This is a genomic window from Citrobacter sp. Ce006 (assembly GCF_030336535.1).
Lineage (GTDB): Bacteria > Pseudomonadota > Gammaproteobacteria > Enterobacterales > Enterobacteriaceae > Citrobacter > Citrobacter europaeus.
On sequence record NZ_JAOWDO010000073.1, the window covers coordinates 549,291 to 564,148 of the forward strand.

The 14,858-nt window shown below is 52.6% G+C and carries 13 protein-coding genes; 9 read left to right on the forward strand and 4 right to left on the reverse strand.

Going from position 1 to position 14,858, the window contains the following annotated elements; translation table 11 throughout:
• The first annotated feature begins 127 nt into the window (after positions 1-127).
• Both degP and cdaR read left to right on the forward strand, forming a co-directional pair.
• On the forward strand, positions 128-1,561 hold the full coding sequence (gene degP, locus OGV94_RS21275; RefSeq protein ID WP_043018481.1) for a serine endoprotease DegP: 1,434 nt from the start codon (positions 128-130) through the stop codon (positions 1,559-1,561).
• 148 nt (positions 1,562-1,709) lie between these two features.
• Positions 1,710-2,867, forward strand: coding sequence for a DNA-binding transcriptional regulator CdaR (cdaR, locus tag OGV94_RS21280; RefSeq protein WP_043018482.1), 1,158 nt, complete (start codon positions 1,710-1,712; stop codon positions 2,865-2,867).
• An 87-nt stretch (positions 2,868-2,954) separates the two neighbouring features.
• Here cdaR and OGV94_RS21285 read toward each other — a convergent pair whose 3' ends face one another.
• The 4 genes from OGV94_RS21285 to map form a co-directional block, all read right to left on the reverse strand.
• Positions 2,955-3,341 (reverse strand): DUF3461 family protein, encoded by a 387-nt coding sequence (locus tag OGV94_RS21285; protein WP_003018562.1) that lies wholly within the window; start codon positions 3,339-3,341, stop codon positions 2,955-2,957.
• 109 nt (positions 3,342-3,450) lie between these two features.
• A complete protein-coding gene (dapD, locus tag OGV94_RS21290) occupies positions 3,451-4,275 on the reverse strand; it encodes a 2,3,4,5-tetrahydropyridine-2,6-dicarboxylate N-succinyltransferase (RefSeq protein ID WP_043018483.1) in 825 nt (274 codons plus the stop codon).
• Positions 4,276-4,306: 31 nt separating this feature from the next.
• Entirely contained in the window at positions 4,307-6,979 is a 2,673-nt protein-coding gene (gene glnD / locus OGV94_RS21295; protein WP_047406089.1) for a bifunctional uridylyltransferase/uridylyl-removing protein GlnD, read from the reverse strand.
• A 102-nt stretch (positions 6,980-7,081) separates the two neighbouring features.
• Positions 7,082-7,876 carry a type I methionyl aminopeptidase gene (gene map / locus OGV94_RS21300; protein WP_286524343.1) on the reverse strand — a complete coding sequence of 265 codons (795 nt, stop codon included), beginning with the start codon at positions 7,874-7,876 and terminating at the stop codon, positions 7,082-7,084.
• 450 nt (positions 7,877-8,326) lie between these two features.
• Here map and rpsB point away from each other — a divergent pair, with 450 nt between their 5' ends.
• The 7 genes from rpsB (at position 8,327) to cdsA (ending at position 14,850) form a co-directional block, all read left to right on the forward strand.
• Entirely contained in the window at positions 8,327-9,052 is a 726-nt protein-coding gene (gene rpsB / locus OGV94_RS21305; RefSeq protein WP_016151758.1) for a 30S ribosomal protein S2, read from the forward strand.
• 255 nt (positions 9,053-9,307) lie between these two features.
• Complete coding sequence (gene tsf / locus OGV94_RS21310; protein ID WP_016151759.1) at positions 9,308-10,159, forward strand: translation elongation factor Ts; 852 nt, start codon at positions 9,308-9,310, stop codon at positions 10,157-10,159.
• A 145-nt stretch (positions 10,160-10,304) separates the two neighbouring features.
• Positions 10,305-11,030: a UMP kinase gene (gene pyrH, locus OGV94_RS21315; protein WP_005132114.1), complete on the forward strand. Its 726-nt coding sequence runs from the start codon at positions 10,305-10,307 to the stop codon at positions 11,028-11,030.
• Between the two features lie 139 nt (positions 11,031-11,169).
• On the forward strand, positions 11,170-11,727 hold the full coding sequence (gene frr / locus OGV94_RS21320) for a ribosome recycling factor (protein WP_043018486.1): 558 nt from the start codon (positions 11,170-11,172) through the stop codon (positions 11,725-11,727).
• 110 nt (positions 11,728-11,837) lie between these two features.
• Positions 11,838-13,034 carry a 1-deoxy-D-xylulose-5-phosphate reductoisomerase gene (gene ispC, locus OGV94_RS21325; RefSeq protein WP_286524346.1) on the forward strand — a complete coding sequence of 399 codons (1,197 nt, stop codon included), beginning with the start codon at positions 11,838-11,840 and terminating at the stop codon, positions 13,032-13,034.
• Positions 13,035-13,221: 187 nt separating this feature from the next.
• Positions 13,222-13,980: a (2E,6E)-farnesyl-diphosphate-specific ditrans,polycis-undecaprenyl-diphosphate synthase gene (ispU, locus tag OGV94_RS21330; RefSeq protein WP_003018543.1), complete on the forward strand. Its 759-nt coding sequence runs from the start codon at positions 13,222-13,224 to the stop codon at positions 13,978-13,980.
• Between the two features lie 12 nt (positions 13,981-13,992).
• Positions 13,993-14,850, forward strand: a complete 858-nt coding sequence (cdsA, locus tag OGV94_RS21335; protein ID WP_043018488.1) for a phosphatidate cytidylyltransferase — start codon at positions 13,993-13,995, stop codon at positions 14,848-14,850.
• Positions 14,851-14,858: the final 8 nt, after the last annotated feature.

Below are 14,858 nucleotides of genomic sequence, written 5' to 3' on the forward strand. Positions count from 1 at the left end.
ACTCATTTGTAAAGACGGCCAATAAAATTTTACTTTTTCCTTAAACTCAATTCTGGAACTTAGCGCTATAAAACGACTCTGACGTATACAGCAATTTTGCGTTATCTGTTAATCGAGAACGAAACACATGAAAAAAACCACATTAGCAATGAGTGCACTGGCTCTGAGTTTAGGTTTGGCGTTGTCCCCCCTGTCTGCCACAGCGGCTGAGACGTCGTCTTCAGCAATGACCGCCCAACAGATGCCAAGCCTGGCCCCGATGCTCGAAAAAGTGATGCCATCGGTGGTAAGTATTAACGTCGAGGGGAGCACGACGGTAAATACGCCGCGTATGCCGCGTAATTTCCAGCAGTTCTTTGGTGATAACTCACCGTTCTGCCAGGACGGTTCTCCGTTCCAGAGTTCACCGTTCTGTCAGGGCGGCGCGCCGGGCGCTGGTAACGGCGGCGGCCAGCAGCAGAAATTTATGGCGCTGGGTTCTGGTGTAATTATTGATGCCGCGAAAGGATATGTCGTAACCAACAACCACGTGGTGGATAACGCTACGGTGATTAAGGTTCAACTGAGCGATGGCCGTAAATTTGACGCGAAGATCGTGGGTAAAGATCCGCGCTCCGATATCGCGCTGATCCAAATTCAGGATCCGAAAAATCTGACGGCGATTAAGCTGGCAGATTCCGACGCGCTGCGCGTGGGTGATTACACCGTAGCAATCGGTAACCCGTTTGGCCTCGGTGAGACCGTGACCTCCGGCATCGTTTCTGCGCTGGGTCGTAGCGGCCTGAACGCGGAGAACTATGAAAACTTTATTCAGACGGATGCTGCGATCAACCGTGGTAACTCCGGTGGCGCGCTGGTCAACCTGAACGGTGAGCTGATCGGCATTAACACTGCGATCCTCGCGCCGGACGGCGGTAACATCGGTATCGGTTTTGCAATCCCAAGCAACATGGTGAAAAACCTGACTTCGCAGATGGTTGAGTTTGGTCAGGTTAAACGTGGTGAGCTGGGTATTATGGGGACCGAACTGAGCTCTGAGCTGGCGAAAGCGATGAAAGTTGACGCTCAGCGCGGCGCATTCGTCAGCCAGGTAATGCCGAACTCTTCCGCAGCGAAAGCCGGTATTAAAGCCGGGGATGTGATTACCTCCCTGAATGGCAAACCTATCAGCAGCTTCGCCGCCCTGCGTGCGCAGGTGGGTACGATGCCGGTAGGCAGCAAAATTAACCTTGGCCTGCTGCGCGACGGTAAGCCGGTCACCGTGAATCTGGAACTGCAGCAGAGCAGCCAGACTCAGGTTGATTCCAGCTCTATCTTCAAAGGCATTGAAGGTGCGGATATGAGCAACAAAGGCCAGGATAAAGGGGTCGTGGTCAGCGACGTGAAACCGAATACTCCGGCTGCACAGATTGGCCTGAAGAAAGGTGACGTGATTATCGGTGCTAACCAGCAGCCGGTGAAAAACATCGCCGAACTGCGCAAAATCCTCGACAGCAAACCGGCGGTGCTGGCGCTGAACATTCAGCGTGGTGACAGCTCCATCTATCTGTTGATGCAGTAATCTCCCTCAACCCCTTCCTGCACTGGAAGGGGTTTCTTTTTGTGATATTTGCCACAACTCCATACTTCTCCCTTCTGCTTTGTGCATTTGCACAATGTCGGCGCTTATTATCTTCCCTATGCTTGAGCTCTGCTCACAGGAGGGATTTATGGCTGGCTGGCATCTTGATACCAAAATGGCGCAGGATATCGTTGCGCGCACCATGCGCATCATCGATACCAATATCAACGTAATGGATGCCCGTGGGCGGATAATCGGCAGCGGCGATCGCGAGCGTATTGGTGAATTGCACGAAGGGGCGCTGCTGGTGCTGTCGCAAGGTCGGGTGGTCGATATTGACGATGCGGTAGCCCGGCATCTGCACGGTGTGCGTCAGGGGATAAACCTGCCGCTGCGTCTGGAAGGCGAAATTGTTGGCGTTATCGGCCTTACCGGCGAACCGGAACATCTGCGCAAGTATGGCGAACTGGTGTGCATGACCGCCGAAATGATGCTGGAACAGTCGCGTCTGATGCATCTGTTAGCGCAGGATAGCCGTCTGCGTGAAGAGCTGGTGATGAACCTGATTCAGGCGGAGGAGAATACTCCGGCGCTGATGGAATGGGCCCAGCGACTGGGCATTGATTTGAACCAGCCGCGCGTGGTGGCGGTGGTGGAGGTCGACAGCGGCCAGCTTGGCGTTGACAGCGCGATGGCAGAGCTACAGCAATTGCAGAACGCGTTGACCACGCCTGAACGTAATAATCTGATTGCGATTGTTTCCCTGACCGAGATGGTAGTGTTGAAACCGGCGCTCAATCAGTTTGGTCGCTGGGACGCTGAAGATCATCGCAAGCGCGTTGAGCAGCTTATTACCCGTATGAAAGAGAATGGACAGCTGCGTTTTCGCGTGTCGCTGGGCAACTATTTTACCGGGCCTGGCAGCATTGCCCGTTCGTATCGTACGGCGCGCACCACCATGATGGTCGGCAAGCAGCGGATGCCGGAAAGCCGTAGCTATTTCTATCAGGATTTGATGCTGCCGGTACTGCTGGACAGTCTGCGTGGCGGCTGGCAGGCCAATGAGCTGGCGCGCCCGCTGGCAAGGCTGAAAGCGATGGATAACAACGGTTTGCTGCGTCGGACATTAGCGGCATGGTTTCGGCATAACGTTCAGCCGCTGGCAACCTCAAAAGCATTGTTTATTCACCGCAATACGCTGGAGTATCGTCTGAACCGTATTTCAGAACTGACCGGGCTGGATCTGGGGAATTTTGACGATCGACTGCTGCTGTATGTGGCGTTGCAGTTAGATGAGCAGCATTGATTAATTGCCTGATGGCGCCACGCTTATCAGGCAAAATGCCGGGTGGCGGCATCGCCTCACCCGGCCTACAAAAACATCCACTCACGGTTATTTACGCGTTAGTTTTTCCAGATCGGCTTCAATTTCGCTGATCTTGTTGGTCACAACGCTTTCCAGATGACGTAAATCATCGAGGATCTTGCGTTTAAGATCGACTTCGCTGCGATCGCGCTGGCAGATCTGATCCAGTTCGTCGATCACGTAGCGCAGGTTGGGACTGATCTCCTGCACCTCTTTGTAACCCTGGCCGACGCCATCGGCGACAACCGTTTTACGCTGACGGGGATATTTGAACTTCACGCTCTTGGCAAAAAACTCGCCTTTATCCTTCTGGAAATAGATTTTCAGGATATCGTTGTTGGCTTCTTGCCGCAGGCTGTAACGATCGATTTCTTCAGGATTAGTAATGCCCAGACTTTTCAGATTGTCATACATAGCGGTACCCTTAAGCTCACTATAACCATTGAATAATTAACGAAAAGCCTTGTTTATGCCACTCGCAGATGTAAAAAAAGCGGGCTAAGCCCGCTTTTTCAAATCGCTGTTAGTCGATGGTGCGTAACAGTTCGTTGATTCCCACTTTGCCGCGCGTTTTGGCATCGACTTTCTTCACGATGACCGCGCAGTACAGGCTGTACTTGCCATCTTTCGACGGCAGGTTGCCGGAGACAACCACGGAGCCCGCCGGAACGCGGCCGTAGAAAACTTCGCCGGTTTCGCGGTCATAGATTTTGGTGCTCTGGCCCAGGTATACGCCCATAGAAATAACAGAGCCTTCTTCGACGATTACGCCTTCAACCACTTCAGAACGTGCGCCGATGAAGCAGTTGTCTTCGATGATGGTCGGGTTAGCCTGTAACGGCTCCAGTACGCCGCCGATGCCAACGCCGCCGGACAGGTGAACGTTTTTACCGATTTGTGCGCAGGAACCCACGGTCGCCCAGGTATCAACCATCGTGCCTTCATCCACATAAGCGCCGATGTTCACGTAAGACGGCATCAGCACGGTGTTACGGGCGATAAACGCGCCCTGACGCACGGCAGCTGGCGGAACCACGCGGAAACCTTCTTTCTGGAAGCGCGCTTCGTCGTAGTTGGCGAATTTCATCGGCACTTTATCGAAGTAACGGCTTTCCGCACCCTCGATAACCTGATTATCGTTAATACGGAAAGAGAGCAGGACCGCCTTTTTCAGCCACTGATGCGTGACCCACTGACCCTCAATCTTTTCTGCGACGCGCAGTGCACCGGAATCCAGTAAGGAAATAACCTGATTCACCGCTTCGCGGGTTACGGTATCTACATTTGCCGGAGTAATGTCGGCACGGCGCTCGAAAGCGGACTCAATAACGTTCTGTAACTGCTGCATTGTTAAACTCTTTCCATAATAAATAAAAACATTACCCTTTATCGTTTGGATTGAGGGCCTCTGTCAACCGTTGATGCACTTCCTGCTGCAGCTCATTATTAAGAGCGCGCCGGTCGGCGGTGGCGATTATGAATAAATCTTCTACTCGCTCGCCAATAGTTGTAATTCGGGCGCCATGCAGCGAAATTCCCAGATCGGCAAAAATCTGCCCGACCCGCGCTAGCAGCCCAGGCTGGTCGAGAGCGATAAGCTCAAGGAATGATTTTCGGTCGGTATGGGTCGGCAGAAAGGTGACCTCGGTATCGACGGTAAAGTGACGTAATTTTGCCGGCTGACGACGCGGTTGCGGCGGCTGCCAGCTACGCTGGGTGATCGCCTGTTCCAGTCCAAAACGGATCGCTTCGTGTCGGTCTGACGACAGCGGACTGCCGTCCGGTTCCAGTACGATGAACGTATCCATCGCCATCCCATCGCGTGTGGTGAAGATCTGCGCGTCGTGGACGCTAAGATTACGCCGGTCCAGTTCGGCGCAAACGGCGGCAAACAGGTAAGGGCGGTCAGGGCTCCAGATGAAAATCTCCGTCCCGCCGCGGGTGGCCTGCGGGCTTAGCAGGATCAGCGGCTTGCTGAGATCGTGTTGCAGCAGATGACGCGCATGCCAGGCCAGCTGATTTGGGCTGTGACGCACGAAGTAGTTGGCGCGACAGCGTGACCAGATGTGGTGCAGCGCTTCTTCATCGATGTTGTCCATGCGCAGTAGCGCCAGCGCCTGAAGCTGATGATGGCGCACGCGCTCACGCATATCTGGCGTGTTTTGCATCCCACGACGTAACTGTTTTTCCGTGGCGAAATACAGCTCACGCAGCAGGCTTTGCTTCCAGCTATTCCACAGCGTTTCGTTGGTGGCGCAAATATCCGCGACGGTCAGGCACACCAGAAAGCGCAGACGATGTTCCGTTTGCACTTCTTCGGCGAATTGCTTGATCACTTCGGGATCCTGAATATCGCGACGCTGAGCGGTAACCGACATCAGTAAATGCTGGCGCACCAGCCATGCGATCAGCTGCGTTTCGCGGGAGTTCAGACCGTGCAGTTCGGCGAATTTGAGCACGTCCTGAGCGCCGAGAACCGAATGATCGCCGCCGCGGCCTTTGGCGATATCGTGGAACAGCGCGGCAATCAGAATCAGCTCCGGCTGTCGCAGACGCGGCCACAGATCCACACACAGCGGATGGCGCTGACGGGTTTCTTCATTGGCAAAACTTTCCAGCTTGAGCATTACGCGGATGGTGTGCTCATCCACCGTATAGGCATGAAACAGGTCAAACTGCATTTGGCCGACAATATGCGACCATTGCGGCATATAGGCCCACAACACGCTGTGGCGATGCATTGGCAGCAGGCCGCGGCTCACCGCGCCTGGATGGCGCAACATACTGAGAAACAGCGAACGCGCTTCCGGGATGTAGCATAGCGGCTGGGTTAAATGACGGCGGGCATGGCGCAGATGGCGCAGCGTGGTGGAGTAAATCCCGCTGATCGCGCTGTTGCGCACCATGATGTAAAACATCCGCAGTATCGCTTCGGGTTTGCGGATAAACAGGTCGTCGTTGCGCAGATCGATCAATGTGCCGCGCAGTTGAAAGTCGTCATCAATCGGACGCGGCTTTTCGTCGGCGGGCATGGCGAGGATCGCCTCGTCGAATAGCTGCAACAGCATGTGGTTCAGCTCGCTGACCCGTCGGGTGACGCGGAAATAGTCTTTCATCATCCGCTCGATAGGCTCGTTGCCTTCGCCGCCGTAGTTCAGGCGTTGCGCCACGCTGAGCTGACGGTCAAACAGCAGACGATTGTCGTAACGACTAACGACCAGATGCAGGGCAAAACGTATGCGCCACAGGATATGCAAACATTCATTGAGCTCGGCACGTTCTGCCAGCGTCAAAAAGCCGAAACCGACCATTTCGTCCAGCGAGGTGGCGCCAAAATGGCGGCGGGCCACCCACTGCAGGGTATGGATATCGCGCAGGCCGCCGGGACTGCTTTTGATATCCGGCTCCAGGTTGTAGCTGGTGCCGTGATAGCGCTGGTGGCGCTGATTTTGTTCTTCCACTTTGGCGGCGTAAAACTTATCGGAAGGCCAGAAACCTTCGCTAAAAATATGTTTTTGTAGCTCAAGAAACAGCGCCACGTCGCCAATCAGCAGGCGTGTTTCTATCAGGTTGGTGGCGACGGTTAAATCTGACAATCCTTCCAGCAGACACTCTTCCAGCGTACGCACGCTGTGCCCCACTTCCAGCCTTACGTCCCAGAGCAGCGTCAACAGTTCGCCGACTTTTTCGGCCTGCGCGTCAGGTAGCTTTTTACGACTGAGGATCAGCAGGTCGATGTCGGAAAGCGGATGTAGTTCGCCGCGCCCGTAACCGCCAACGGCAACCAGCGCCAGGTCGGCAATTTGGCCGAAACCGGCTTCAATCCACAGGCGCTGAAGCAACTGATCAATAAATTCGGTGCGGGCTTCTATCAGCTGCTCTGCGGAAATTCCACTGTCAAACGCGTCACCTAACCAGAGCTGGAACGTGTCGATATGTGCTTTAATTCCGGGGCAGTTGAGATCGTGCTGCGGCCATGTGCCGGGGTTTTGCGGTTGGCCTGGCAGGGTGGGGAGGGCCGTATTTGCGTGCTGTTCAGGAAGAGTATTCATTGTTACCACCCATTAAAAAGCCGGATGACGCTTGCGCTTATCCGGCCTACGGGAGAGTGCCATTTGTAGGCCTGATAAGCGACAGCGCCATCAGGCAATAAGTTATTCGTCGTGCGTAATAATCGCCGGGATGGTGTCATCCTTGCGCAGCGTCAGAATTTCACAACCATTTTCCGTCACCACAATAGTATGCTCGTACTGAGCAGACAAGCTCCGGTCTTTGGTTTTCACCGTCCAGCCGTCTTTCATGGTGCGAATACGGTAATCACCAGCATTCAGCATGGGTTCTACGGTGAAGGTCATACCCGGTTGCAGAACCACACCGCCGTCGTCTGCATCGTAGTGCAGAACCTGCGGCTCCTCATGGAAGCCGCGACCAATGCCGTGACCGCAGTATTCGCGGACTACAGAGAAACCTTCGCCTTCCGCATATTTCTGAATCGCAGCGCCCAGCGAGCGCAGGCGAATACCCGGTTTTACCATCCGCAGCGCCAGGTACAGGCTTTCCTGCGTGACGCGGCACAGACGCTCGCCCAGAATGGTTGGTTTGCCGACGATGAACATTTTCGAGGTGTCGCCGTGGAACTCGTCTTTAATTACGGTGACGTCGATGTTAACGATATCGCCGTCTTTCAGGAGCTTGGCGTCGTCCGGGATCCCGTGGCACACCACCTCATTAATAGAGATGCACACGGATTTCGGATAACCGTGATAGCCAAGGCAGGCGGAAATGGCCTGCTGCTCGTTCACGATGTAGTCATTACAGATGCGATCCAGTTCGCCGGTGCTGACGCCCGGTTTAATGAACGGTTCGATCATCTCCAGAACATCGGCGGCCAGGCGGCCAGCGACGCGCATTTTTTCGATTTCTTCAGGGGTCTTGATTGAGATAGCCATGAATTCTGTCCATCAGTGTCGATTATTTCGACAATAATTGTGTAAGTGCGGTCAATGGTATCAGTCTGGGGTGTACCCTGCCAAATTGAGAATCATTCTGAACTTCGCCTTTCGTGCCACAGATGCGTTGGCTACATTTTTTCACCCCGGTCACTTACTGGTCGTAAGCTCCCGGGGATTCAAAAATTTGCCGCCTGCCTGTAACACGAAATTCATTGTTCAATCCAGCACGGACCGCCAACAATTATTGGTGTCGGTGGCGTATTTGTGGTATAAAGCGCGCCGGACTTCCGATCCATTCGAAGACTACACACGATGGACGGGAGCGACAAATCTCACTTTGTGTAACAACACACACGTATCGGCACATATTCCGGGGTGCCCTTTGGGGTCGGTAATATGGGATGCGTGGAGGCTTAACCCCAACTTTTATATATAGAGGTTTTAATCATGGCAACTGTTTCCATGCGCGACATGCTCAAGGCTGGTGTTCACTTTGGTCACCAGACCCGTTACTGGAACCCGAAAATGAAGCCGTTCATCTTCGGTGCGCGTAACAAAGTTCACATCATCAACCTTGAGAAAACTGTACCGATGTTCAACGAAGCTCTGGCTGAACTGAACAAGATCTCTGCTCGTAAAGGTAAAATCCTTTTCGTTGGTACTAAACGCGCTGCAAGCGAAGCGGTGAAAGAAGCTGCTAACAACTGCGACCAGTTCTTCGTGAACCATCGCTGGTTGGGCGGCATGCTGACTAACTGGAAAACCGTTCGTCAGTCCATCAAACGTCTGAAAGATCTGGAAACTCAGTCTCAGGACGGTACTTTCGAAAAGCTGACCAAGAAAGAAGCGCTGATGCGTACTCGTGAGCTTGAGAAACTGGAAAACAGCCTGGGCGGTATCAAAGACATGGGCGGTCTGCCGGACGCTCTGTTCGTAATCGATGCTGACCACGAGCACATTGCTATTAAAGAAGCAAACAACCTGGGTATCCCAGTATTTGCTATCGTTGATACCAACTCTGATCCGGACGGTGTTGATTTCGTTATCCCGGGTAACGACGACGCAATCCGTGCTGTGACCCTGTACCTGGGCGCTGTAGCTACTACCGTTCGTGAAGGCCGTTCTCAGGATCTGGCTTCCCAGGCGGAAGAAAGCTTCGTAGAAGCTGAATAATAAGGCTTGATAACTTCCCTGAGATAGTTCGAGTTGCAGGAAGGCGGCAAGCTCGAGAATTCCCGGGAGCTTACATAAGTAAGTGACTGGGATGAGCGAGCGAAGGCAACGCACCTGCGGCTCGGAATATGAAGGGGAAGAGCCCTTATAAACCAGGTAGTATCATGTTTGGTTAGGGGCCCTTTAGGCCCCTTTTTCACTTTTAAATCTGTGCGGTTTCATGCCGGGCAGATCAAATCTTCCGAGGATTTTAGAATGGCTGAAATTACCGCATCCCTGGTAAAAGAGCTGCGTGAGCGTACTGGCGCAGGCATGATGGATTGCAAAAAAGCACTGACTGAAGCTAATGGCGACATCGAGCTGGCAATCGAAAACATGCGTAAGTCTGGCGCAATCAAAGCGGCGAAAAAAGCAGGCAACGTTGCTGCTGACGGCGTAATCAAAACCAAAATCGACGGCAACATCGCTTTCATTCTGGAAGTTAACTGCCAGACTGACTTCGTTGCTAAAGATGCTGGTTTCCAGGCATTTGCTGACAAAGTACTGGACGCTGCCGTTGCTGGCAAAATCACTGACGTTGAAGTTCTGAAAGCACAGTTCGAAGAAGAACGTGTTGCTCTGGTTGCTAAAATCGGTGAGAACATCAACATCCGTCGCGTTGCTTCCCTGGAAGGCGAAGTTCTGGGTAACTACCAGCACGGTGCTCGTATCGGTGTTCTGGTTGCTGCAACTGGCGCTGACGAAGAGCTGGTTAAACAGCTGGCAATGCACGTTGCTGCAAGCAAACCAGAATTCGTTAAGCCGGAAGACGTTTCTGCTGAAGTGGTAGAGAAAGAATACCAGGTTCAGCTGGACATCGCGATGCAGTCTGGTAAGCCGAAAGAAATCGCAGAGAAAATGGTTGAAGGCCGCATGAAGAAATTCACCGGCGAAGTTTCTCTGACTGGCCAGCCTTTCGTTATGGATCCGAGCAAATCTGTTGGTCAGCTGCTGAAAGAGCACAACGCTGACGTAACAGGCTTCATCCGCTTTGAAGTGGGTGAAGGTATCGAGAAAGTTGAGACTGACTTTGCAGCAGAAGTTGCTGCGATGTCCAAGCAGTCTTAATTTTTAAAGGAGCCGCCTGAGGGCGGCTTCTTTTTGTGTCTGGCTTGTAAATTCAGCGAACCGCTATAGTGGTCATGCTGAAAAGCGACATACAATGTCGCCGGAATTAACTCATCTCATTCGTTGACAGTCTCAGGAAAGAAACATGGCTACCAATGCAAAACCCGTCTACAAACGTATTCTGCTTAAGTTAAGTGGCGAAGCCCTGCAAGGTTCAGAAGGCTTCGGTATTGATGCAAGCATCCTTGACCGTATGGCTCAGGAAATCAAAGAGCTGGTTGAGCTGGGTATCCAGGTTGGCGTAGTGATTGGTGGTGGTAACCTGTTCCGTGGCGCTGGTCTGGCGAAAGCAGGGATGAACCGTGTTGTGGGCGACCACATGGGCATGTTAGCCACCGTCATGAACGGTCTGGCGATGCGCGATGCGCTTCACCGCGCCTATGTGAACGCTCGCTTGATGTCCGCAATTCCTCTGAACGGCGTGTGTGATAACTACAGCTGGGCGGAAGCGATCAGCCTGCTGCGTAACAACCGCGTTGTTATTTTGTCTGCGGGTACTGGCAATCCGTTCTTTACTACCGACTCTGCGGCCTGCCTGCGCGGTATTGAAATTGAAGCGGATGTTGTACTGAAAGCCACCAAAGTCGATGGCGTATTTACTGCTGACCCGGCTAAAGATCCAACCGCGACCATGTACGAACAGTTGACCTATGCTGAAGTACTGGATAAAGAGCTGAAAGTGATGGATCTGGCGGCGTTCACGCTGGCTCGTGACCACAAATTACCGATTCGTGTCTTTAACATGAACAAACCGGGTGCACTGCGCCGCGTTGTTATGGGTGAAAAAGAAGGCACGTTAATCACGGAATAATTCCCGTTGCGGCTAAATGCAGGTAATATTCCGCTTTAATGTCGCGGGATACGTCCCTCAAAATTAATCAAGACTATACTTGTCACATCTTACGTGGTGGGTATGGTCTGACTGAAACAAGCTTTCAAGGATTCGTAACGTGATCAACGATATCAGAAAAGATGCTGAAGTACGCATGGAAAAATGCGTCGAAGCGTTCAAAAACCAAATCAGCAAAATTCGCACGGGCCGTGCTTCTCCTAGCCTGCTGGATGGTATTGTCGTGGAATATTACGGCACGCCGACCCCGCTGCGCCAACTGGCAAGCGTAACGGTTGAAGATTCCCGTACCCTGAAAATCAACGTGTTCGACCGTTCTATGGGTCCAGCCGTTGAGAAAGCAATTATGGCTTCCGACCTCGGTCTGAATCCAAGCTCTGCCGGTTCCGACATCCGCGTTCCGCTGCCGCCGCTGACTGAAGAACGTCGTAAAGATCTGACCAAGATCGTGCGTGGCGAAGCAGAAGGCGCGCGCGTTGCCGTACGTAACGTTCGTCGCGATGCCAACGACAAAGTGAAAGCGCTGTTGAAAGAAAAAGAGATCAGCGAAGATGACGATCGCCGTTCTCAGGACGACGTGCAGAAACTGACTGACGCAGCTATCAAGAAAGTTGATGCGGCGCTGGCAGAGAAAGAAACGGAACTGATGCAGTTCTGATTCGCCTGTACGCTAAAAACGCCGCTTAGAAGGCCTGAGAAGGCTGGATGGCGGCGTTTTGCTTTTTTCTGTCTATATACCTTAAAGGGTAAAATTCTTCTGGATGTCTCATGAAGCAATTAACCATCCTGGGATCAACCGGTTCCATTGGTTGCAGTACGCTGGATGTAGTACGCCATAACCCGGAAAAATTTCGTGTTGCTGCGTTGGTGGCGGGTAAAAATGTCGTCCGCATGGTAGAGCAATGCCTGGAGTTTTCTCCTCGCTATGCGGTAATGGACGATGAAAAAAGCGCTGCGTTGGTAAAAGCAGCTCTGCTGGAGCAGGGTAGTCGCACTGAGGTCATGAGCGGTCAGCAGGCTGCCTGTGATATGGCTGCGCTGGATGAAGTTGATCAGGTGATGGCGGCGATTGTTGGCGCGGCGGGCCTGCTGCCGACGCTGGCGGCAATTCGTGCGAGCAAAAGCATTTTACTGGCGAATAAAGAGTCTCTGGTGACCTGTGGGCGTTTGTTTATGGACGACGTGAAACGCCACAAAGCGCAGCTTTTGCCGGTAGATAGCGAACATAACGCGATTTTTCAGAGTTTACCGCAACCTATCCAACACAATCTGGGATACGCTGACCTTGAGCAAAACGGCGTTATGTCAGTTCTGCTTACCGGGTCTGGTGGCCCTTTCCGTGAAACGCCATTGTCCGATCTGGTTTCTATGACCCCCGATCAGGCATGTCGTCATCCGAATTGGTCGATGGGACGAAAAATCTCTGTCGATTCCGCCACTATGATGAATAAAGGTCTGGAATACATTGAAGCGCGTTGGCTATTTAATGCCAGCGCAAGCCAGATGGAAGTGCTGATTCACCCGCAGTCGGTTATTCATTCGATGGTTCGTTATCAGGATGGTAGCGTTCTGGCGCAGTTGGGGGAGCCTGATATGCGTACACCAATTGCTCATACGATGGCATGGCCAGAACGTGTGACGTCCGGCGTTAAGCCTGTCGACTTTTGCCAACTCAGTGCGTTGACGTTTTCCGCACCTGATTACCAGCGTTATCCGTGCCTGAAACTGGCGATGGACGCGTTTGAGCAAGGGCAGGCGGCGACGACCGCGTTGAATGCTGCGAATGAAATTACCGTTGCCGCGTTCCTGGCGCAGCAGATCCGATTTACCGATATTGCTGACCTGAATTTATCCGTGCTGGATAAGATGGATTTGCAGGAGCCGCAGAGCGTTGATGACGTGCTGAAGGTTGATGCCATCGCACGGGACGTCGCCAGAAAAGAAGTGATGCGACTCTCAAGCTGATGATAATCCCTCTACGGAGAATCGCGCTATTTGTTAGCGTTGGGCTTCAGTGATATAGTCTGCGCCACTCGATCGCGGGTATTTGCTTTTTTCCGGTCGGGTAAGCCGTGGTTTGACACGGCTTTTTTGTGGATGGGCTTCAGTATTCCTGAGTACCGTAAATCCTTTCAGGGACTAAAAACGCGTTATGTTGTCTGCAACTAAACCATTAAGCGAAAATTTGCCAGCACATGGTTGTCGCCATGTAGCAATTATCATGGATGGCAATGGCCGCTGGGCGAAAAAGCAAGGGAAGATTCGCGCCTTTGGGCATAAGGCCGGAGCAAAATCCGTCCGCCGGGCTGTCTCTTTTGCTGCCAATAACGGTATTGATGCGTTAACGCTGTATGCCTTTAGCAGTGAGAACTGGAACCGACCTGCGCAGGAAGTGAGCGCGTTAATGGAACTGTTTGTGTGGGCGCTTGATAGCGAAGTGAAAAACCTGCACCGCCATAACGTACGCCTGCGTATTATCGGGGATATCAGTCGATTTAACTCACGTTTGCAAGAACGGATTCGCAAATCAGAAGCGATTACCGCCCAGAATACCGGGTTGACGCTGAATATTGCAGCGAATTACGGTGGACGGTGGGATATAGTCCAGGGAGTCAGGCAACTGGCACAACAGGTGCAGGATGGTCTGCTGCGTCCAGAGCAAATCGATGAAGAGATGCTTGGGCAGCAAATTTGTATGCATGAACTGGCTCCTGTGGATTTAGTGATAAGGACTGGGGGGGAGCATCGAATTAGTAATTTTCTGTTGTGGCAAATCGCCTATGCCGAACTTTACTTTACGGATGTTCTCTGGCCCGATTTCGATGAACAAGACTTTGAAGGTGCGCTGCATGCCTTTGCTAATCGTGAGCGTCGTTTCGGCGGCACCGAGCCCGGTGATGAAAAAGCCTGATGGGGGTCGCTTTTGCTGAAGTATCGCCTGATTTCTGCTTTTGTTTTAATACCCGTTGTCATCGCGGCGCTGTTTTTGCTGCCGCCGGTGGGGTTCGCCATTGTTACGTTGGTCGTCTGTATGTTGGCCGCCTGGGAATGGGGACAGTTAAGCGGTTTTACCACGCGTACGCAGCGAGTCTGGCTGGCGGTTTTGTGCGGGCTATTGCTGGCACTGATGCTATTTTTGCTGCCAGAATATCATCGCAATATTCATCAACCGCTGGTTGAAATATCGCTGTGGGCATCGCTGGGCTGGTGGGTTGTGGCGCTGTTACTGGTGCTGTTTTATCCCGGCTCTGCGTCGGTCTGGCGTAATTCCAAAACATTACGCATAATTTTCGGCGTGTTAACCATTGTCCCATTCTTTTGGGGAATGCTTGCGCTACGCGCATGGCACTATGATGAGAATCATTATAGTGGCGCGCTATGGCTTCTGTATGTCATGATCCTCGTTTGGGGAGCGGACTCTGGTGCCTATATGTTTGGTAAGATGTTTGGCAAACATAAGCTGGCGCCGAAGGTTTCTCCCGGTAAAACCTGGCAGGGTTTTATTGGCGGACTCGCCACTGCGGCCGTGATCTCATGGGGTTATGGCATGTGGGCGAATCTTGAGGTTGCGCCTGTCACCTTGCTCATTTGCTCCATCGTTGCAGCCCTGGCCTCCGTGCTGGGTGACCTGACAGAGAGTATGTTTAAGCGTGAAGCAGGTATTAAGGACAGTGGTCACTTAATTCCAGGACACGGCGGTATTCTGGATCGTATTGATAGCCTGACGGCTGCGGTACCGGTCTTTGCCTGCCTGTTGTTACTGGTATTCAGGACGCTCTAACGGATGGT